Origin of the sequence: Streptococcus australis, assembly GCF_047463015.1 — a bacterium.
GTDB lineage: Bacteria > Bacillota > Bacilli > Lactobacillales > Streptococcaceae > Streptococcus > Streptococcus australis_F.
The window spans coordinates 185,375-206,350 of sequence record NZ_JASHER010000003.1; the positions used below are offsets into that span (position 1 = coordinate 185,375).

The following is a 20,976-nucleotide window of genomic DNA, read 5'->3' on the forward strand; positions in this document are numbered from 1 at the left end:
GAAAAACGATATTTTTTCGCATGTGAAGTAGTCAGAAAGGCCACAGTAAAGCGTTTTTATGGTAGAATAGAGATATGGAAACCAGAATAAAAGAGTTAGTAAACTTATTAAACAAATATGCAGAAGAATATTATACAAAAGATGCTCCTTCCGTATCAGATTATGAGTACGACCAGCTTTATCGGGAACTGGTTGCGTTAGAGGAAGCTCATCCAGAATTGGTCCAACCCAATAGTCCAACCCATCGGGTCGGAGGAACTATTCTCAAAGGATTTGAAAAATACCAGCATACTTACCCGCTTTATAGCTTACAGGACGCCTTCTCCTATGAAGAATTGGTGGCCTTTGACCAACGGGTTCGTAAGGAATTTCCATCTGTCACCTATGTATGTGAGTTAAAAATAGATGGCCTATCTATTTCACTTTCTTATGTCGATGGTGTTCTTGAAACGGGTGCTACACGGGGGGATGGGAGCATTGGAGAAAATATCACAGAAAACCTCAAGCGAGTTCGCGATATTCCTCTAGTCTTACCGGAACCTCTTACCTTAACCGTTCGAGGAGAATGTTATATGCCCCGTGCGTCTTTTGATGCCGTAAATTTGTCCCGCCAAGAAAATGGAGAGGCAGAGTTTGCGAATCCTCGAAATGCGGCAGCCGGTACTCTTAGACAGTTGGACACAAAGATTGTTGCAGAGCGCAAGCTCGCGACCTTCCTCTACCAGGAAGCTAGTCCTACTGATCAAGCGACCCAAGAGAAGGTATTAGCCAAATTAAACCGTCTCGGTTTTGTTGTCAATCCTCATCACAAGACAGCGACTAGTATCGAGCAAGTCTGGGCCTATATTCAAGAAGTGGCAGCCATGCGCGACCAACTTCCTTATGATATCGATGGGGTCGTGATTAAGGTGAATGACTTGGCTGTCCAAGAAGAACTTGGCTTTACCGTCAAGGCTCCAAAATGGGCAGTGGCTTACAAATTCCCAGCTGAGGAGAAAGAAGCGAAACTCTTGTCAGTTGATTGGACAGTCGGTCGGACAGGAGTGGTGACACCAACGGCTAATTTGACGCCAGTTCAGTTAGCAGGTACGACGGTCAGTCGAGCTACCCTCCATAATGTGGATTACATTGCTGAGAAAGATATTCGCAAAGATGATACGGTCATTGTTTATAAGGCCGGGGACATTATCCCAGCTGTCTTGCGAGTTGTCATGGATAAACGAGTATCGGAAGAAAGATTAGAGATTCCGAGTCACTGTCCGAGTTGTCAGAGCGAGCTCCTTCATTTTGAAGATGAAGTGGCCTTGCGTTGTATCAATCCTCGCTGTCCGGCTCAAATAAAAGAAGGACTCGCCCACTTTGCCAGCCGTGATGCCATGAACATTACAGGCTTGGGGCCAGCAGTGGTTGAAAAACTGTTTGCTAAAGAACTGGTTCAAGATGTAGCAGGTATTTATCGCTTGACCGTGGATGATCTCTTACAATTGGATGGCTTTAAAGAAAAATCTGCTCAAAAATTAGTAGATGCGATCCAGTCATCAAAGGGAAATTCTGCTGAAAAACTATTGTTTGGACTGGGAATTCGTCATGTGGGAAGTAAGGCTAGCCAGCTCTTGCTCCAGGAATTCCATTCCATTCCAGCCTTAGCAGAGGCAGAGGTTGAAAAGATTGCGGCGATAGACAGTTTAGGAATGGTGGTTGCAGAAAGTCTCAAGCGTTACTTTGCTTTAGAAGGTTCTCAACTTCTTTTAGAAGAGCTTAAGGATGCTGGGGTAAACTTAGATTACCTGGGGCAAAAGGTCGCAGCAGATGCACCATTGTCTGGTAAAACAGTTGTCTTAACAGGTAAACTGGAACGACTAACACGTTCTGAAGCTAAGGCTAAATTAGAAGCCTTAGGGGCAAAAGTCACAGGCTCCGTGTCCAAGAATACAGACCTATTAGTTGCAGGTAGCGATGCGGGAAGTAAATTAAGTAAAGCTCAGGAATTATCGATCGAAATACAGGATGAAGCCTGGCTTGAAAGTTTATAGAGGCATGTATGGAAAATAAGATTAAAAAAGCACGAGTGATTTATAATCCGACTTCTGGTCAGGAAATCATTAAAAAGAACATCGCAGAAGTCTTGGATGTGTTAGAGGATGTAGGCTACGAAACAAGTGCCTATCAGACCACTCCTGAGCCTTTATCAGCCCAGTTAGAAGCAGAGCGAGCTGCAAAAGCCGGTTTTGATTTGATCGTTGCTGCCGGGGGAGATGGGACCATTAATGAGGTGGTCAATGGGGTTGCTAGCCTCGAACATCGTCCAAAAATGGCTTTTATACCTACTGGTACAACCAATGATTACGCACGTGCTCTGAAGATTCCGATGGGTGATCCAGTAGCGGCTGCGCGGATCATTGAGAAGAATCAAACCATTCAAATGGATATTGGCCGTGCTTACGGAAGTAAATATTTTATCAATATTGCCGCTGCAGGGACTTTGTCTGAATTGACCTTTAGTGTGCCGAGTGAGGTGAAGTCGCGCTATGGCTACTTTGCTTACGTAGCGGAGGCAGTGAAGAAGTTCCCTAAGAATAAAACCCGCAAGGTGCGGATTGAGCACGACAATGGGGTCTATGTTGGACCAGTTTCGCTTGTCTTCGTGGCTTTGACCAATTCAATCGGTGGCTTTGAAAGTGTGGCGCCAGATGCTAAACTTGATGATGGGAATTTCACCTTGATTTTAGTGAAAACCGCTAAATTATTTGATATGTTGTCCCTCATTATGCAAGCCGTTAATGGTGGAAAACACGTCAACGATTCAAATATTGAATACCTCAAGACTTCTAAATTGAAGATTGAAGTTTTGGACAACAAGGAAGAGTTTAAAATCAATTTAGATGGTGAATATGGTGGCGATACGCCAGTAGAACTGGAAGTCTTTCACAATCACTTAGAATTTTTTGCCAACATCGATGAAATTAATGACGATGCTCTGGTTCATTCAGAATATAAATTAGAAGAATAATGGAGAAACATTGCTGAGAGTGGGCAATGCCAGTTTCTTCTTACTTAGTTAATTAGGAAATAGGAAATACAATAGGATGCATCAGTATCAAGTAAAAATCCACTACCATCATCCCGTAGGTGACTATTTTGCCCGTGATATGTGGAAGTGGCATGAAGGAGTATGGGGAGAGGAAGTCTCCTTCTCCAAGCTCGATTATTTTGGAGTTGAGGGGCTCTTAGTTTATAACTGTGAGACACCTCAACACATTGGCCATGTCATCATCAAGGAAGGAAACTGGCTTAGTCAGTCGGATGAATACCATATCGAGCTTTTGCCAGAAGGGAAAGTGCGGGAAGTCTGGTTGATTCAAGGAGATGACACCGTTTATTATTCCTTGCAGGCTGCAATGACCAGTCATGAATACAGCCGTCGGAAGCCACACGCTTTTGATATGGCGACCCATTACCAAGAATTTGATGCCAAATGGGGCTATCAGGGTTGGTTGGGATATCGTCAGCAAGATGATGATTACCGCTTTAAACTTTGGGCACCTACTGCCAATAAAGTAGACCTTCTTATCTATGATTCTGTCGCCAATGACAGCAAGGTCTGGAAGGTTGTCCCAATGGTTCGTGGTCAGAGAGAATCTAGCGACCATGTTCGCAATAACTGTGGTGTCTGGTATGCAGATGTCATGGGAAACCTCAGTGGACTAGCCTATCAGTATAAGGTTTATTTTGATTACCATACAGAGGTTGCGCGTGATCCTTATACGATCGCTACCAGTGAAAATGGTAAAAAATCTGCCATTCTTTCTCATCAGGATTGCATCTTCCCTGCCTTTCAGTCAGAAGCTTATGAAAAGGCTGACTGGCGTCTGGATAATCCTTGTCAGGCGGTTGTCTATGAAATGCACGTCCGGGATTTGACCATCTCTCCGACTTCCGGTGTGGATGAAGCCTATCGAGGAACCTACCGAGGAGCTCACCAGACTGGGACAAAGAACGCCCAAGGCGATGCCACAGCCTTTGACTATATCAAGGAATTAGGGGTCAATGTAGTTCAACTGCAACCAGTGACCGACCGCTATAAGACCTATGATGAAGAGGGGAATGTCCTCTACAATTGGGGCTACGATGTGCAGAATTACTCTGCTCCAGAGACTAGTTACTCGACCAAACCTCACGATCCTAAGACCACCATGCGCGAGTTAAAAGAAATGATACACGCCTATCATGAAGCGGGTATTTCGGTAGTCATGGATGTGGTCTATAATCATATTTATTCGATAGAAGATGGAGCTTTCCAAACAACGGTTCCTGATTATTACTACCGGATGAATCCAAATGGATCCTTCCAAAATGGTACAGGAGTTGGGAATGAGACGGCCAGTGAGCATGAGATGTACCGCAAATTCATGATTGATTCCTTGACTCATTGGGTAACAGAATATAAGATTGACGGTTTCCGCTTTGACTTAATGGGGATTCACGATGTGGATACCATGAATGAAATCCGTGAAGCCATGGACGCAATTGATCCACGGATTCTCCTTTATGGAGAAGGTTGGGATATGGGGACAGGATTGGCTCCAGAAGATAAAGCCAAAAAGGACAATGCTTATCAAATGGCCCAAGTCGGTTTCTTTAATGATACCTCTCGAGATGCCATTAAGGGAGCTGAAGTCTTCGGATCCATCAAACGTGGCTATGTTAGTCGGAAGTCTACAGAAGACATCATTGCGCGTTCCGTTCTGGGAAGTGCAGAGTTGGGATCCTTCCTAACTCCAAGCCAGGTCCTCAACTATGTAGAAGCCCATGACAACTACAACCTCTACGATTTACTTTCTTATGTCCACCCAAATGATTCTCAGGAAAAAATTAAGAAGCAGGTAGAAATGGCGACAGCCATGAATCTCCTCTTCCAAGGGATGGCTTTTATGCAGCTTGGACAAGAGTTCCTACGAACCAAACTAGTTGCAACGGGCGAAGATGGAGAAGTGACACAGGAAGATCGAGAACGGGCTATGAATTCTTATAATGCGCCTGATGCCGTCAACCAAGTCGATTGGGATTTAGTATCTGTCAATAAGGATTCAATCGAATATGTTCGTCAAATCATTCATTTGAAGAAGACACTTCCTGCCTTGTCCCTCGAATCTTATGAGGAGATTTATCAACATGTCTTTGTCCATACTGCCGATATGGGTAGTGGTGTTGTGGTCTTTGAATTGACCTGGGATAAACACTATTATGTTATCTTTAACACCAGTGGACTACCATTCTATCTCCAGAACGCAAATCATCTTGAGCTCCTTGTTGGAAATAGCCGAAACAAACGTCCATTCTATGTAGAGAATTTAACAGCATCTGTCTTTGAATGGAAGAAATAAATAAAAAAAAATAAGATTGGGATTTCCCAATCTTATTTCAAATAGAAGATAATGCTCTCTTAAAAACTTTCCTTAGGTGAGTCCGGACGTCAGCGAACTTCTCTGAAGTTCCAAGACTTAGTTTTGAACCTAAAGTTTCAAAACTCCCGAGTACTTGAAACATAGTGTTTCAAGTACTTTTCTCACAGCGGAAAGTTTTAGATTTGCTTTAATAATCCAAGGTAATAGAAGTTTATTTTGAAAAACAGTCCAGCTTCCTTAAAGTAAAAACAGTTTGTCTATATTCAAAAATAAGATTGGGAGGTCCCAATCTTATTTTTTTTCTGATGAAGATGAGCTTGAGCTACTTGAGCTGGAATCTTCACTTGAAGAAGATGAACTGAATTGTTCAGGGTGGAGTTCCTTATAGCTTGGCGCTTTGAAGAAATCTACTGTTGATTGATTGCCATTTTGGCTATAGAGGCTGGTTGAGGCATCCCCTTTTTCTTTTTCAATTTTCTTCAATGCTTTCATCGAGTTATTGTAGGAGTAGTCATCTGGGTTGACTTTTCCAAGATCATTTCCTGTATAGAATCGTAAGAGGTCTCCTGTTTGGATACTATCACTAATCTTGAGTTGTAGATTCGCTGCCTCACGGATTTTATCCAGTTGCTCTTTCGTTGATTCGTCTGGATTGGTGATTTCTTCACCAGTCTTGGTGTAATAGGTCCGGCCACTGTAACTTGTATACTCAGGAGTCACAAAGTAGTTAGCAGAACGGAAAGCTACGATTTGGCTATGATTTGGAGATAACAAGTCTTGACCAACTTGAAGGAAGTTCTTAGAATCAATTCCTAACAAGTGTTCTAATGTTGGAAGCATATCAATCTCTCCACCATAGGTCTCAATCACTTTCCCCTTGTTCATACCAGGAATGACCACCATATACGGTACGCGTTGCAACATGGCATTGTCATAACTAGACCAAGTTTCAGAGTTCTTATCTAGCAAAGGAGCCAGAGCTGGATTACGAGAATTAGAAATACCGTAGTGGTCCCCGTACAGAACAATAATGGAGTTCTCATAAAGACCAGAAGCTTTGAGATAATCGAAGAAGGCCTTGATGGAAGCATCCAAGTAGTTGGCTGTTGCAAAATAGCCATTAATGGTTTCATCTTGCGTCTCTGCAAGAGGGAAGCCGATTTCGTCTCCAATCAGACTGGTTGTATAAGGATAGTGGTTGGAGACGGTAATGAACTTAGTATAAAACGGTTGTTGCATGTGTTCCAAGTACTTGATGGAATCCTTCAACATGATCTTATCATTAAGTCCATACTGGAAGGAGTTGGTATCATCTTGCTTGGTAAAATAAGAGGCATCAAAGAAGTAATGGTAGCCCCATTGTTTGTAGGCTGTATTACGGTTCCAGAAGCTTCCGGCATTTCCGTGGAAAACAGCACTGGATTGGTAGCCATTCTTAGAAAGAATGAAAGGAGCTGCTTGCTGAGTATTGGTCCCACCGTAGTTCACCATAAAGGAACCTTGGTTCAAACCGAACAAGCCCGTTTCAATCATGGTCTCTGCATCCGATGTTTTGCCAGCTTTTACCTGGTTAAAGACATTGGCAAATGCAAAGGTTTCGTTTGAATGGTAGAGCGAGTTGATAAAAGGGGTCACTTCGTATTCTTTGCCATCGACTTTCAATTTATAGTCGATCAAGAATTGTTGGAAGCTTTCCAAATGGATATAGATAACATTACGACCTTTAGCAAGTCCAAAGGTTTCTGGGTTTGGTTGAGCATAATGGCTAGCAACATACTCTTCAACTGGCTTCAAGTCAACCTCAGAAGCCTTTGATCGTTCTTTATTGGCCATGTAAGTCTGGTTGGCACTGTAACCCAAAAAGGCAGGTAAACCAAGCGCACGAACCACATAGTAGTTGGAGAAGCCACGCGTTAACAATTCCGGACGGTCAATCTCTGCCAAGAAAAGGTTGGCAGAGAAGAGCATAGCAGAGAGCGAAGTCACTGCAAAACTTGCCCGTTTGTTAAAGGGACGGTGATCTAGTTTGACCAATTTCTTTAAGAAGAGGAAAGCTAGAATCGGGAAGTCTAAAATATAGATAATATCCCAGGGACGGAATAATTCTAAGGCTGCAGCTCCAAGACCAGCGGAAACCTTACTAGAGGCTAGCATGGTATTGACAGTTACGAAATCTGTAAACTCACGATAATAAATCGAATTGGATATCAACCAGATAAATAAAATGACATAGATGCTAAAAGATAGCAAATAGAAGAGTTTGGTTCTCTTAATATAAAAAGCGAGACCGATGAATAAGAGACTTAACGGTATCGGGTTAATGATTGCAAGAAAAACCTGATAGAAGCCTTGAATATCTAGATTAAAGTCTACTGTATAGGCCCACATGGTTTTAAACCAATAAAGCAACAGTAGGGTAAAGACAAATCCTAGTCTGGTACTCATAGCATCGAGTATCGTTTTGGTAATTTTTTTCACAAAAATATACTTCCTTGCCTTATTTCCTAAAAATTTTCTTACAACAGTATACCATAATTTAGATCGTTTTGAAAATAAAGCAAGCAGATAATGAGGGATAGAAAGTCTAAGATTGAGATTTGTAATCTATTACTAAACAAAAAGAGCAAGAATGTTTAAAACGATGGAGATCACTTTGTTATTAATCGTATTTTTAAGGAAGAGACTTTGTGAAATTTTGAAAATTTTGATACAATAGAGAGTATGAAAAAGCTGACAATTAACCGACAAGTTGAGAAGAAAATCCATAAAGGTTATAAGATTTTAGAGAAGGTTGACTTTGGGCAGCTCCCCTTTGACAATGAGGTTGTCGAGCTAGTTACAGCTTCGGGCCACTTTGTTGGGACAGGTTACCTTTCCGAGCAAAACAAGGGACTTGGTTGGGTCATCTCTCCGAAGAAAATCACCTTGGATCAGGCTTACTTTTGTCACTTATTTGCTGAGGCTAAGTCAAAACGACAGTCTTATTATCAGTCGGAATTGGATACTGCTTTTAGAATTTTTAATCAAGAAGGAGACGGATTTGGTGGCTTAACCATTGATCTTTATGAAGATTATGCCGTCTTTTCCATTTACAATTCCTTTGTCTATCAAATCAGAGACTTGATTGTTTCAGCTTTTCAAGAAGTTTTTCCTGAAGTCTTGGGAGGATATGAAAAAATCCGTTTTAAGGATCCCGGTTATGATTCAGCTCATCTATTTGGTCAAGAAGCTCCAGAGACCTTCTGTATTTTGGAAAATGGAGTTCGTTACCAAGTCTTTCTGAATGATGGCTTGATGACAGGAATTTTCTTGGACCAACATGAAGTGCGTGCTAGTTTAGTAGATGGTTTAGCAACAGGCAAGACCTTGCTCAATATGTTTTCCTATACGGCAGCTTTTTCAGTGGCAGCTGCTATGGGAGGAGCACTTGAGACGACCTCTGTGGATCTCGCCAAGCGTAGTCGGGAACTATCTGAAGCTCATTTTGTGGCAAATGGTCTAGAATTGGACCAGCACCGCTTTATTGTCATGGACGTTTTTGATTATTATAAGTATGCCAAGCGACATGGCTTGACCTATGATGTGATCGTTTTAGATCCGCCAAGTTTTGCTCGCAATAAGAAGCGTACCTTCTCAGTTGCGAAGGATTATCACAAACTGATTGAGCAGTCCCTAGAAATTTTAAATCCAAAAGGTATTTTGATTGCTAGTACCAACGCTGCGAATGTCAGTCGAGACAAATTTAAAAAAGAAATTGAAAAGGGCTTCAAAGGCCATAAACATCGCTATATCAGTGAGGTAGGACTTCCAGCTGATTTTCGATACAATGAAAAAGAAGAAAGTAGTAATTACTTGAAAGTTTTTACAATTAAGGTGGATCAATGAAATTAGTTGTTTCTGTAATGCCAAGAAATTTTGAAGAAGCACAGGCCATTGATGCCAGTCGGTATCAGGAAGCAGATGTCATTGAATGGCGTGCGGATTATTTGGATAAGAATGATATCTTGCAAGTTGCGCCTGCCATCTTTGAAAAATTTGCCGGTCGTGAGATTATATTTACCCTGCGAACACGGGAACAGGGGGGAGAAATTGAACTTTCTGGTGAAGAATACGTAGCGATTATCCATGATATCAACAACATCTATCATCCGGATTATGTCGATTTTGAGTACTTTGGTCACCAGGACGAGTTCAATCAGATGATGGATTATTCCAATCTTGTCTTAAGCTACCATAATTTCCAGGAAACCCCTGAAAACATGATGGAAATTATGTCAGAGTTAACCAGCTTTACACCGAAATTGGTCAAGGTATCTGTAATGGCTCATACCGAGCAGGATGTTCTGGATCTAATGAACTATACACGTGGTTTTAAGACGCTAAATCCAGAACAAGAGTTCGTTACCATTTCTATGGGGAAAATCGGCCGAATCTCTCGCATTGCTGCCGATTTAACTGGTTCTGTTTGGTCCTATGCTAGTGTAGGAGTGGAAAGTGCACCAGGACAAATTAGCTTGTCCAGCATGCACAAGATTCGGGAGATCTTAGATGAAGATTGATGGCTATACGCGAATGGCGGCTGTGATTGCTAAGCCCATTCGTCATAGTATCTCACCCTTTATTCACAATCAAGCTTACCAACTAACCGCGACCAATGCAGTCTATCTTGCTTGGGAAGTGGAAGAAGAACAAGTCGAACAAAGTCTTCAACAGTTACGGGTACTAGATATGTTGGGCGCTAATATTTCCATGCCTTACAAGAAAAAGGTCTTGCCATTTTTAGATCAGGTAGATGGAAGTGCACAACTTATTGGTTCGGTCAATACGGTTGTTCAGAAAGATGGTCGTTTAACAGGCTACAACACAGACGGACTTGGTTTTCTAAAGAGTCTCCCCAAGACTTTTTCGATAAAGAATAAGAAACTTGTCCTTTTAGGAGCAGGTGGTGCTGCGACTGCTATTGTTGTAGAGGCCAGTCGGCAAGGAGTTGGCGAGATTCATTTATTTGTTCGTCCCGAAAGCTTAGATAAGTATCAGGCTATCTTTGCTCCACTATCTGAAGCTCTTGCTGTTTCAATTGTCCTTCATGACTTATCCAGTCGGGATCAGTTAAATGCAACGATAGAGGGGACCGATTTATTGATCAATGCTACAGGAATAGGAATGGACGGGTCTTCTCTCCCTATTCCGAAAGACTTTATCTTTCCTAAAGGTTGTCTAGTGGCTGATTTAGCTTATTTTCCTGCCAAGACACCATTTCTTCAATTAGCAGAAGAACAAGGGGCAAAAACCTTAAATGGCTTGGGAATGCTCTTCCAACAAGCTGCCGTTGCCTTCGAACTGATGACGGATAAAACTTTCCCGGAAGAGGAAGTCTGGCAAGCTTTGAAATTGGAATACCCAGATTATGTATTAGAAAAATGATGGAAGAAAACAGAAAAACTTAATCAAGTATGCTCTGTTTTCTATTTTTATACAATAGTGAAATTGTAATCTTTTTCACATGGATTTGAAAGGAGATACTTATGAAGGTGAATGTTGATCTACCAAAGAATGGTTATGAGATTGTCATTGAGAATGGAGCGATCCAAAAGGTTGGAACCTGGCTCAGTCATTTATGGGAAGCTCAAAAAGTAGCAGTCATAACAGACAATCATGTAGGATCTCTTTATGCAAGTCAGGTGGTAAAAAGCCTTGAAAGTGAAGGATTTACAGTAATTAGCTATGAGTTCCTAGAAGGAGAAGCTAGTAAAAATCTGACGACCGTTCAAAAAGTCTATGAATTCTTAGCCAAGAATGGCATGACACGATCAGACGGCATTCTCGCTCTTGGAGGTGGTGTTGTTGGTGATCTAGCTGGCTTTGTAGCTTCTACCTATATGAGGGGCATTCATTTCGTTCAAGTACCGACTAGTTTGACGGCTCAGGTTGACTCCTCTATCGGAGGTAAGACCGGAGTCAATACACTCTATGCTAAGAACATGGTAGGAACCTTTGCCCAACCGGATGGGGTATTGATTGACCCTGAAGTGTTGCGGACTCTTGGCCAGCGCGAGTTGATCGAGGGCATGGGGGAAGTCATTAAGTACGGTCTCATCGAAGATCCTGCCTTATGGGAAGAACTGGATCAAATGGATGGCTCCATTGAGTCTATTTATGAGCATGCAGAATCCCTGATTGCCCATTCCTGTCAAGTCAAGCGCAAGATGGTCGTCGAAGATGAGCTAGACCAAGGCATTCGCCTATATCTAAATTTTGGTCATACCCTTGGCCATGCGATCGAAGCAACAGCCGGTTATGGCCAGGTCATGCACGGGGAAGCCGTAGCGATTGGAATGGTGCAAGTTACTAAGGTGGCAGAAGCTAAGGGATTGGTTCAAGCCGGTTTAACGCAGGCTATTCGCCAAATGTGTCAAAAATTTGGCTTACCAGTAGAATTCCATACTTGGGATAAGGAAAAGCTTTATCAGGCCTTGACCTTGGACAAGAAGGCCAGGGGCAATCAATTGAAACTCGTTTTGGTACCAGAAATCGGGACTTGTCAAATCCATCCAGTCCCATTGGAAGAAATGAGAGACTTCTTACACTAGAAAGCGACAAAGGAGATAGCATGCGTTATTTAACAGCAGGAGAATCACACGGACCACGACTTACAGCTATTATCGAAGGAGTGCCAGCAGGGCTCCCTTTGACCGCTGATTATATCAACGTCGAATTAAAACGTCGCCAGGGTGGCTACGGTCGTGGAGCACGGATGAAGATTGAAAGCGATCAGGTCGAGATCACCTCTGGTGTTCGCCATGGCTTGACCATGGGAGGTCCTATCACCTTGAATGTCACCAATCTAGACCATCAAAAATGGTTGGAGATCATGTCTGTCAGTGATGTGGAGGAAAAGAAGAAGGGGCTTCGGAAAATTACCAAGCCTCGTCCAGGCCACGCCGATTTGGTCGGTGGCATCAAGTATCGTTTCGATGACTTGCGAAATTCTTTGGAACGGTCATCGGCTCGGGAAACAACCATGCGAGTAGCAGTTGGTGCAGTAGCCAAACGTCTATTGGAAGAGATTGGGGTTCAAGTAGCCAGCCACATCGTCAATTTCGGAGGAATCGAAGTAGAGGTTCCGGAAAATCTAACAGTTTCCCAAATCAAGGAAGCGGTCGCTCAATCAGAAGTTTCCATCGTTAATCGAGAGCGAGAAGAGGAAATCAAGGCCTATATCGATAGCGTGAAGAAAGAAGGGGAAACCATCGGAGGAATCGTCGAAACGATTGTAGGTGGTGTGCCTGTCGGTCTGGGTTCTTTTGTCCAATGGGATAAGAAATTGGATGCCAAGATCGCTCAAGGGGTTGTCTCTATCAATGCCTTTAAAGGTGTAGAGTTCGGGCTAGGCTTTGAAGCAGGTCGTCGAAAAGGCAGTCAAGTCATGGATGAAATTCTCTGGTCTGAGCAGGATGGGTATACTCGTCGAACCAATCATTTGGGTGGATTTGAAGGTGGTATGACCAATGGAGAGCCGATTATCGTCCGTGGTGTTATGAAACCAATACCGACTCTTTACAAGCCCCTCATGAGTGTCGATATTGAAACACACGAAGCGTATAAGGCAACGGTGGAGCGGAGTGACCCAACAGCGCTTCCAGCTGCAGGGGTTGTCATGGAGGCTGTGGTGGCAACGGTTTTAGCCACAGAAGTCTTGGACAAGTTCTCTTCTGATAATCTGGAAGAATTGAAGGAAGCTGTCGAGCGTCATCGGGCCTATACCAAAGCTTTCTAACTGGAGAAATAGATGGAAGAAAAGGTTGTTTATATCGTCGGTCTAGGACTGATTGGCGCTTCGTTAGCTATGGGGATCCGAAAAGCCCATCCGCAAGTGACTTTACTAGGCTATAATCGTAGTCAAGCCTCACGAGATATTGCTCTAAAGAAGGGAATTGTTGATGAGGTGACGGCTGATCTTGAAGCATTTGCTAGTCGTGCAGATGTTATCATCGTCTCTTTGCCCGTCAAACAAACGATTCAAACCTTTCAGCAACTGGCGAGAATGCCACTGAAAGAAGGAGTCATTGTGACGGATGTGGGCTCCACCAAGGGGGCCATTGTAGAAGCTGGGGAAAATGCTTTTAGACATCTCCCAGTCCGTATTGTCGGCGGGCATCCCATGGCGGGGAGTCATAAGACGGGAGCTGCCTCAGCTGACTCCACCCTCTTTGAAAATGCCTACTATATTTTTACGCCAACAGCTACGACAGACCCAAGTGCGGTCTTGGAATTGAAGGACCTCCTCTCAGGGCTTGGAGCCCGTTTCATCGAGGTAGATCCAATAGAACACGATCGGGTTACTTCTCAGATCAGCCACTTTCCTCACGTATTGGCGGCTACCCTGATGGGACAAGCAGCTGCTTATACAGAGGAGCATAGCCTAGCTGGTCGCTTTGCTGCAGGAGGATTTCGTGATATGACGCGGATTGCAGAGAGTGAGCCTAGCATGTGGACTTCTATTTTACTGTCCAATCCAGCTGCTGTTCTCGAGCGGATAGCGGATTTTAAGGATCGTCTTGAGCAAGTTGCTGATATGATTCGCCAAGGAGAAGAGGATGCCATTTGGTCCTTCTTTGACCATAGTCGAAACCAACGGCAGCATATGCAGATCCATAAGAGAGGAGGGGTGGAAAGTACCTTCGATATTTTTGTGGATGTCCCAGATGAAGAAGATGTCATCCTTCGGATCTTGGAGCTGCTTCGTGGTACCTCCTTGGTCAATATTCATATTAATGAAGAAAACCGGGAAGATGTCTACGGGATCCTTCAGATTTCCTTTAAGACGGCTGCAGATCAAGCGCGGGCTGAAGCCCTGATCACCGAGCAAACGGATTATAGTGTGGTGATCAAATAGTAGGTCCTAAGTAGGATTTTTACAAAAATAGCAGTTTCTACCACAAGATCTACCAGAATCTTTGTATAATAGAACAAAACCAAATCGTTAAGGAGAAATTACATGTCAAATATTTATGATCTAGCCAATGAATTGTCACGCGGAATTCGTGACTTACCAGAATACAAGGCTGTCCTTGCTAGTAAGGAAGCCATTGATGCCGAAGCCGATGCAAAAGCGTTATTCGGAGACTACCTGGCTTTCCAACAAGAAATTCATGGAGTCATCCAGTCTGGACAAATGCCAACTGAAGACCAACAAAAGAAAATGCAAGACTTCGCTTGAAAATTACAAGGAAACCCAATTGTTAATGAGTTTTTCACCAAACAACAGCAATTGTCTGTTTATCTAGGAGATATTGAACGGATTATTTTTGATCCAGTTCAAGATTTATTTAAATAAGGGAGAGGTGGAGAGCCCACCTCTTTTTCTCTCCCATCTTAGAGGACCTTCCAAGTGAACGTTGAAAATGGCTGTTTTTTATGGTAGAATTTTTAGAAAAGCTTGAAGGGGTAAGCCATGAAATTACAAACGAATTGTAAGGGTTTAAATGGAATCATTCGTGTTCCGGGGGATAAATCGATCAGTCATCGTTCGATTATCTTTGGTAGCCTTGCACATGGAACCACTAAGGTCTATGATATCCTACGTGGTGAAGATGTCTTATCCACTATTCAAGTATTTAGAGACCTAGGTGTCTCTATCCAAGATGATGGTCGAGTGATCACCATTGAGGGAAAAGGCTTCGAAGCCTTTCAACAACCTAAGAATGATCTGGATATGGGGAACTCAGGTACCTCCACTCGATTGATAGCGGGTGTCTTAGCAGGAAGTCCCTTCCCAGTTACCATGGTTGGAGATGATAGCTTGTCCAAACGACCAATGGATCGGGTGGCGATCCCCCTTCGAGAAATGGGAGTCACTGTCCAGGGTCAAACTGCGCGAGATATGCTTCCTCTTCACCTTCATGGGACAAAAGAATTACAACCAATCCATTATTCATTACCGGTAGCCTCTGCTCAGGTCAAGTCAGCTCTTCTATTTGCTGCCATGCAAGCAGAAGGGGAGTCAGTCATTCTAGAGAAAGAACTGACACGGAATCACACCGAAGATATGATCCAGCAGTTCGGTGGCCATATCAGCGTGAAGGGCAAAGAAATTCGCCTACGTGGGCCTCAAAGCTTCCAAGCCTGTGAGGTGACGGTACCAGGTGATATTTCCAGTGCAGCCTTTTGGTTAGTAGCTGGTTTGATTGTCCCTAATAGTCAGATTCGTCTAGAGAATGTCGGGATCAATGAGACTCGTACAGGTATCCTAGAGGTTATTGAAAAAATGGGAGGCAAGCTTCAAATCTTGGATGTTGATCCCCTTGCTAAGGCTGCGACGCTTGTCGTAGAGACTTCTGATCTCCATGGGACGGAAATTTCGGGTGATTTGATTCCTCGCTTGATTGATGAGCTTCCAATCATTGCCCTTTTAGCTACCCAAGCTTCTGGCCAAACCATTATCAAAGATGCTGAAGAATTGAAAGTCAAGGAAACGGATCGCATCCAAGTAGTGGCAGATAGTCTAAATGCCATGGGAGCAACCATCACCCCAACAGAGGATGGGATGATTATTGAGGGGAAAACGCCCTTACATGGTGCGAGCCTGCAGACCTTTGGTGACCACCGGATCGGCATGATGGGAGCTATTGCAGCCCTGCTTGTAAGAGAAGGTGAAGTGGAGCTTGCGCGTGCTGAAGCTATAAATACCAGCTATCCTACCTTCTTTGCTGATCTACAAAAGGTGTCTCATGCCTAAAGTACTACTCGGCTTTATGGGAGCAGGGAAAACGACCATTGGCTCTTTATTGGATCCAGCTTTTGCAGATATGGATGCACTTCTAGTTCAACGCCTAGAAATGCCGATTTCTGACTATTTTGCTCGCTATGGAGAAGACAGTTTTCGCCAGCAAGAGTCGCTTTTGTTGCATGAGTTACTCAATCAAGAGAGCTCGGTCATTTCAACTGGTGGGGGCATCGTCCTTAAGCCAGAAAATCGTGAGCTTCTCAAGAAGAATCCTTGTAATATTTATTTGCGGATTGATTTTGAGCGGCTTTATCAAAGACTGGCTGCGGATCCTGCAACTAAGCGCCCCCTCTTTCTTAATAAAAAACCAGAAGAGTTTCGTGCCTTGTATGAGCAACGCCTGCCCCTATATGAAGAAGTAGCCACACATGTGATTGATGTTGCTGATAAGACACCAGAAGAAATTGTGGAGATTATCCGATGCTTGTAGCTTATCTCGGTCCTAAGGGATCCTTTACCCATCATGTAGCCCTTGAAAGTTTTGAAGAGGCGACATTATGTCCATACGGGTCTATCACAGAAGTGATCAAAGCCTATGAATCCGCCCAAGTAGATTATGCGGTTATCCCTGTTGAGAACTCTATCGAAGGCAGTGTCCATGAGACGATTGACTACCTCTTTCACCAGGCTCATTTTCAGGCTATTGCAGAAGTGGTCTATCCCATTAAGCAACAACTCTTAGCTGTTAAGCAGGATCAAGCCATTGAGGTGATCTATTCGCATCCTCAAGCATTAGCCCAAGGGAAAGCCTATGTACAGGAGCATTTCCCTCAAGCCAGACTAGAGATGACAACATCGACATCCTATGCAGCTCGATATGTCTCTCAACATCCGGAACTTCCTATTGCAGCCATTGCGCCTTTGGAGGCTAAGGATGAATATGGTTTGGAAGTGGTAGCTAGTAATATTCAGGAAATGGATCAAAATTTCACCCGCTTTTGGATCCTTGGTCAGCGACCTTTTGAAGGCAGTCGCTCGCTGAAGAAAGCTGCTAGTAAGGATAGTTTGGCCATTACCTTACCAAGTAATATTGCGGGCTCCTTATGCCAGGCCCTATCTACATTTGCTTCAAGAGAATTAAATTTAACAAAAATTGAAAGTCGTCCTTTGAAGACGGCCCTAGGGGAGTATTTTTTTATCATCGATGTGGTGGATGCTGACGAAGCACTGTTTGCTTCTGCCTATCAAGAACTGGAGTCCCTGGGGGTATCTATCAAAACCTTAGGCCGCTATTGGGTCTATGTGCTAAACGACAATGAAACGGAGAACGTATGAGTAGAGAATCAGAAAACCTATCCTATCATGAACAAAAGAGATTGGATTATCTTTATTCCAACTACCATTACCTGAACGAAAAAGAGCAGTTGGAATACAAGTACTTAAAAAATAAATCAGAGGGACGATTCCAAGATGATCCCGTTTCAGAAAGAGGAGAAGAGTCAGTTTCTCCTTCAAGTAGAGGAGAAGACAATTCTAACGAATTACCAGTCTATCCATCACGTAGCCGGAAGGACAAACCAAAAACCAATAAAAAGAATCGAGAGGAAGGAGCAGCCCTTCCCACGCGTAAGAAGGGAAAAAAAATCCGCTTCAAACGTATTTTAAAATGGATAGCTATCTTCTTCTTGTTAGTCCTTGGTGGTATGCTCTTTATGTTCCTCAAAGGCTTGAATAGCAAACCTGGTGGGACTAACGCCCAACCAGCTGTTAAAGAGTATTTTAACGGTCAGAAGACCAAAGACGGGGTCAATATCCTGATCCTGGGAACGGATGGTCGGATTGGGGAAAGCTCATCTGAGACGCGAACGGACTCCATCATGGTGGTCAATGTCAACAACAAGGACGGCAAGGTGAAAATGGTCAGCTTTATGCGAGATACTCTGGTACATATCGATGGCGTAAGCCAACAAACAGATCCAGAATATCAAGATTACTATGACCAGAAGTTGAATACAGCCTTTACCATTGGAGAGCAGAATAACAACCAAGGAGCAGAATTGGTCCGTCAAATGCTCAAAGATAACTTTGACATTGATATCCAATACTATGCCATGGTCGATTTCCAAACCTTTGCGACAGCGATTGATACCCTTTTCCCGAATGGGGTGGAGATGAATGCTCAGTTCTCTACTATTGATGGTGAAACCGTCTCTGAGGTTGAAGTCCCGGATGACTTGAATATGAAGGATGGGGTCGTTCCGAATCAGACCATTAAGGTCGGAAAACAACGGATGGACGGCCGGACCCTCCTCAACTATGCTCGTTTCCGTAAAGATGATGAGGGCGACTTTGGACGGACAAGACGCCAACAAGAAGTCATGTCTGCCATTGTGCACCAAATCAAGGATCCAACTAAGCTCTTTACTGGATCTGAAGCACTAGGAAAGGTCTTCGCTATGACCTCGACCAATGTACCCTTCTCCTTCCTATTGACCAACGGGATTGGCTTAGTCGGAAGTGCCAGCAAGGGGATTGAACGCATTACAATTCCAGAAAATGGGGATTGGGTCGATGCCTACGATATGTATGGTGGTCAAGGCTTGCTGGTCGATTTCGATGCTTATAAAAAGAAATTGTCCCAAATGGGCTTAAGATGATATAATTAAGGGATAGGAGTTTTGAAAACTCCATCCCTTTTAATTTGTAGAAAGATTGAAAACCATGTTAAAGAAAAACGAAATTGTAACGGTTGAGATTGTCGATTTGACCCACGAAGGAGCAGGAGTGGCTAAGGTCGATGGCCTGGTCTTTTTTGTGGAGAATGCCCTGCCAGGAGAAGTGATCCGCATGCGCGTGCTAAAGGTCAATAAGAAAATCGGCTACGGAAAAGTAGAGGAGTACTTGGAAAAATCTCCTCACCGCAATGAAGAGCTAGACCTGGCTTACTTGCGAAGCGGCATTGCTGACTTAGGCCACCTGGCTTATCCGGAGCAGCTGAAATTCAAGGCCAAGCAGGTTAAGGATAGCCTTTACAAGATGGCAGGAATCTCTGATATCGAAGTGCCCCTGACCTTGGGGATGGACCATCCCGTCCAGTATCGTAACAAGGCCCAGGTGCCTGTTCGTCGTGTCAATGCTCAGGTGGAGACAGGCTTCTTTCGCAAGAACTCTCATGATTTGATGCCGATCGAAGACTTCTATATCCAAGATCCAGTCATTGACCAAGTGGTCTTGGCTCTTCGAGATTTGATTCGTCGGTTTGACCTCAAGCCTTATGATGAAAAGGAACAGTCTGGCTTGATTCGCAATCTTGTGGTCCGCCGAGGTCACTATTCAGGAGAAATCATGGTCATTTTGGTCACCACTCGTCCCAAGGTTTTCCGTGTGGACCAGTTGATCGAGCAGTTAATCAAGCAATTCCCAGCCATCAAATCCGTTATGCAAAATATCAACGATCAGAATACCAATGCCATTTTTGGGAAAGAATGGCGGGTTCTCTACGGTCAAGACTATATTACCGATCAAATGTTGGGCAATAGCTTCCAAATCTCTGGGCCAGCCTTTTACCAGGTCAATACCGAAATGGCAGAGAAGCTCTATCAGACAGCCATTGACTTTGCGGAGTTAAGAGAAGATGATGTCGTGATCGATGCCTATTCAGGAATCGGGACCATTGGCTTATCAGTCGCTAAACATGTCAAGGAGGTCTATGGGGTCGAAGTCATCCCTGAAGCCGTTGAAAATAGCCAGAAGAACGCAGAATTGAACGGTATCAGCAATGCCCACTATGTCTGTGATACAGCTGAAAATGCTATGAAGAATTGGCTCAAGGAAGGCATCCAACCAACCGTGATCTTGGTTGACCCACCACGTAAGGGCTTGACCGAAAGCTTTATTAAAGCAAGTGCCCAAACAGGCGCTGACCGCATCGCCTATATCTCCTGTAACGTCGCCACCATGGCGCGTGATATCAAACTCTACCAAGAGTTGGGCTATGAATTGAAGAAAGTCCAACCGGTGGATCTGTTTCCGCAGACGCATCATGTTGAGGCAGTATCACTACTTGTACGAGCTGAGGCATCTGCGAAGTAGAAGTAGATGCTCCGCTCATGGGATAGGACTCGTAGAATGAGGGGGAAACCGACGAAATGATACGGTAAGTTCGAACCGCTGAGTGTGCGACTCTGCTCTTCCAATCTGAGACAGCGAAAAGTAGAAGGGTATGGTATTAGTATCAATCAATGAGTAATAAAGTAACAGGATGATTCGAAACATTTGCTTGTAATTTGCGGAGGAACATCAATATGGATGGAATAACAAAAGATTCTATAAAAACGGCTGAACTAATGAAACAATTATGGCCCCAATTGACCGATAAAGAAGCTATTGATGAAGTAAAAAGATATACGAATGGAAAAAATACTGCAATCTTTACTGAAGTTGAAGGTGACACAATTGTAGGTCTAGCACTATGTTCACTCAGATTTGATTATGTTGAAGGCTGTAAATATAGTCCTGTTGGATTTTTAGAAGGGATTATTGTCGACGAGGAATATCGTTTAAAGGATATTGCTAAAAATCTCTGTACAAAATGTGAGGAATGGGCGAAAAATAAAGGATGTAAGGAATTTGCAAGTGACTGTACTTTAACGAATACGGACTCTATAAGATTTCATCTCAATATTGGATTTCAGGAGGCAAATAGAATTATTCATTTTAAGAAGAAATTATAATTTCAGAACGTGGTCAAAATTTATGTATCTTTAGGAAGTGTAAAAGAATGGACGGACTACGAATTGCTTTTCATTAGTTAAGAATATAGTAATGTTGTAAAGTTAATCGAGG

Annotated in this window: 16 protein-coding genes and 1 pseudogene; 16 read left to right on the forward strand and 1 reads right to left on the reverse strand. The window is 43.4% G+C overall.

Annotation, left to right across the window (positions count from 1 at the left end; translation table 11 throughout):
* The first annotated feature begins 74 nt into the window (after positions 1 to 74).
* The 3 genes from ligA (at position 75) to pulA (ending at position 5,384) form a co-directional block, all read left to right on the forward strand.
* The gene (gene ligA / locus QM873_RS04590; RefSeq protein WP_414278896.1) at positions 75 to 2,033 is read left to right on the forward strand and encodes an NAD-dependent DNA ligase LigA; all 1,959 of its coding nucleotides are present in this window, start codon (positions 75 to 77) and stop codon (positions 2,031 to 2,033) included.
* Positions 2,034 to 2,041: 8 nt separating this feature from the next.
* Complete coding sequence (locus QM873_RS04595) at positions 2,042 to 3,010, forward strand: diacylglycerol kinase family lipid kinase (protein WP_195323816.1); 969 nt, start codon at positions 2,042 to 2,044, stop codon at positions 3,008 to 3,010.
* A gap of 76 nt (positions 3,011 to 3,086) precedes the next feature.
* On the forward strand, positions 3,087 to 5,384 hold the full coding sequence (pulA, locus tag QM873_RS04600; protein WP_414278897.1) for a type I pullulanase: 2,298 nt from the start codon (positions 3,087 to 3,089) through the stop codon (positions 5,382 to 5,384).
* A 312-nt stretch (positions 5,385 to 5,696) separates the two neighbouring features.
* On the opposite strand, the gene QM873_RS04605 is transcribed toward pulA, so the two are convergent.
* Positions 5,697 to 7,883, reverse strand: a complete 2,187-nt coding sequence (locus QM873_RS04605; RefSeq protein ID WP_342992010.1) for an LTA synthase family protein — start codon at positions 7,881 to 7,883, stop codon at positions 5,697 to 5,699.
* Positions 7,884 to 8,126: 243 nt separating this feature from the next.
* Here QM873_RS04605 and QM873_RS04610 point away from each other — a divergent pair, with 243 nt between their 5' ends.
* The 13 genes and pseudogenes from QM873_RS04610 to aac(6') all read left to right on the forward strand — a co-directional run bounded on the left by QM873_RS04610 (position 8,127) and on the right by aac(6') (position 20,864).
* Positions 8,127 to 9,290 carry a class I SAM-dependent rRNA methyltransferase gene (locus QM873_RS04610; RefSeq protein WP_342992009.1) on the forward strand — a complete coding sequence of 388 codons (1,164 nt, stop codon included), beginning with the start codon at positions 8,127 to 8,129 and terminating at the stop codon, positions 9,288 to 9,290.
* Positions 9,287 to 9,964, forward strand: coding sequence for a type I 3-dehydroquinate dehydratase (aroD, locus tag QM873_RS04615; protein WP_342992008.1), 678 nt, complete (start codon positions 9,287 to 9,289; stop codon positions 9,962 to 9,964). The genes QM873_RS04610 and aroD overlap by 4 nt, the downstream gene beginning before the upstream one ends.
* Entirely contained in the window at positions 9,954 to 10,829 is an 876-nt protein-coding gene (gene aroE, locus QM873_RS04620) for a shikimate dehydrogenase (protein WP_342992007.1), read from the forward strand. Before aroD ends, aroE begins: the two co-directional genes overlap by 11 nt.
* A gap of 101 nt (positions 10,830 to 10,930) precedes the next feature.
* Positions 10,931 to 11,995 (forward strand): 3-dehydroquinate synthase, encoded by a 1,065-nt coding sequence (aroB, locus tag QM873_RS04625; protein ID WP_195549933.1) that lies wholly within the window; start codon positions 10,931 to 10,933, stop codon positions 11,993 to 11,995.
* Between the two features lie 20 nt (positions 11,996 to 12,015).
* On the forward strand, positions 12,016 to 13,182 hold the full coding sequence (aroC, locus tag QM873_RS04630) for a chorismate synthase (protein ID WP_287515774.1): 1,167 nt from the start codon (positions 12,016 to 12,018) through the stop codon (positions 13,180 to 13,182).
* 12 nt (positions 13,183 to 13,194) lie between these two features.
* Entirely contained in the window at positions 13,195 to 14,301 is a 1,107-nt protein-coding gene (locus QM873_RS04635) for a prephenate dehydrogenase (protein WP_414278898.1), read from the forward strand.
* Between the two features lie 102 nt (positions 14,302 to 14,403).
* Positions 14,404 to 14,742 (forward strand): annotated as a pseudogene (locus tag QM873_RS04640) (YlbF/YmcA family competence regulator).
* A gap of 117 nt (positions 14,743 to 14,859) precedes the next feature.
* Complete coding sequence (aroA, locus tag QM873_RS04645) at positions 14,860 to 16,143, forward strand: 3-phosphoshikimate 1-carboxyvinyltransferase (protein ID WP_414278899.1); 1,284 nt, start codon at positions 14,860 to 14,862, stop codon at positions 16,141 to 16,143.
* Entirely contained in the window at positions 16,136 to 16,621 is a 486-nt protein-coding gene (locus tag QM873_RS04650; protein WP_343093702.1) for a shikimate kinase, read from the forward strand. Before aroA ends, QM873_RS04650 begins: the two co-directional genes overlap by 8 nt.
* Positions 16,612 to 17,466 (forward strand): prephenate dehydratase, encoded by an 855-nt coding sequence (gene pheA, locus QM873_RS04655; RefSeq protein ID WP_414278900.1) that lies wholly within the window; start codon positions 16,612 to 16,614, stop codon positions 17,464 to 17,466. The genes QM873_RS04650 and pheA overlap by 10 nt, the downstream gene beginning before the upstream one ends.
* Complete coding sequence (locus tag QM873_RS04660; protein ID WP_462217795.1) at positions 17,463 to 18,788, forward strand: LCP family protein; 1,326 nt, start codon at positions 17,463 to 17,465, stop codon at positions 18,786 to 18,788. Before pheA ends, QM873_RS04660 begins: the two co-directional genes overlap by 4 nt.
* A 64-nt stretch (positions 18,789 to 18,852) precedes the next feature.
* Complete coding sequence (gene rlmD, locus QM873_RS04665; protein WP_414278901.1) at positions 18,853 to 20,223, forward strand: 23S rRNA (uracil(1939)-C(5))-methyltransferase RlmD; 1,371 nt, start codon at positions 18,853 to 18,855, stop codon at positions 20,221 to 20,223.
* Between the two features lie 212 nt (positions 20,224 to 20,435).
* On the forward strand, positions 20,436 to 20,864 hold the full coding sequence (gene aac(6'), locus QM873_RS04670; RefSeq protein WP_414278902.1) for an aminoglycoside 6'-N-acetyltransferase: 429 nt from the start codon (positions 20,436 to 20,438) through the stop codon (positions 20,862 to 20,864).
* The last annotated feature ends 112 nt before the right edge of the window (positions 20,865 to 20,976 follow it).

Bases quoted from the DNA above. Each gene is read 5' to 3' on its own strand.
- ligA (WP_414278896.1), top strand. From the start codon at position 75: ATGGAAACCAGAATAAAAGAGTTAGTAAACTTATTAAACAAATATGCA.
- QM873_RS04595 (WP_195323816.1), top strand. From the start codon at position 2,042: ATGGAAAATAAGATTAAAAAAGCACGAGTGATTTATAATCCGACTTCT.
- pulA (WP_414278897.1), top strand. From the start codon at position 3,087: ATGCATCAGTATCAAGTAAAAATCCACTACCATCATCCCGTAGGTGAC.
- QM873_RS04610 (WP_342992009.1), top strand. From the start codon at position 8,127: ATGAAAAAGCTGACAATTAACCGACAAGTTGAGAAGAAAATCCATAAA.
- aroD (WP_342992008.1), top strand. From the start codon at position 9,287: ATGAAATTAGTTGTTTCTGTAATGCCAAGAAATTTTGAAGAAGCACAG.
- aroE (WP_342992007.1), top strand. From the start codon at position 9,954: ATGAAGATTGATGGCTATACGCGAATGGCGGCTGTGATTGCTAAGCCC.
- aroB (WP_195549933.1), top strand. From the start codon at position 10,931: ATGAAGGTGAATGTTGATCTACCAAAGAATGGTTATGAGATTGTCATT.
- aroC (WP_287515774.1), top strand. From the start codon at position 12,016: ATGCGTTATTTAACAGCAGGAGAATCACACGGACCACGACTTACAGCT.
- QM873_RS04635 (WP_414278898.1), top strand. From the start codon at position 13,195: ATGGAAGAAAAGGTTGTTTATATCGTCGGTCTAGGACTGATTGGCGCT.
- aroA (WP_414278899.1), top strand. From the start codon at position 14,860: ATGAAATTACAAACGAATTGTAAGGGTTTAAATGGAATCATTCGTGTT.
- QM873_RS04650 (WP_343093702.1), top strand. From the start codon at position 16,136: ATGCCTAAAGTACTACTCGGCTTTATGGGAGCAGGGAAAACGACCATT.
- pheA (WP_414278900.1), top strand. From the start codon at position 16,612: ATGCTTGTAGCTTATCTCGGTCCTAAGGGATCCTTTACCCATCATGTA.
- QM873_RS04660 (WP_462217795.1), top strand. From the start codon at position 17,463: ATGAGTAGAGAATCAGAAAACCTATCCTATCATGAACAAAAGAGATTG.
- rlmD (WP_414278901.1), top strand. From the start codon at position 18,853: ATGTTAAAGAAAAACGAAATTGTAACGGTTGAGATTGTCGATTTGACC.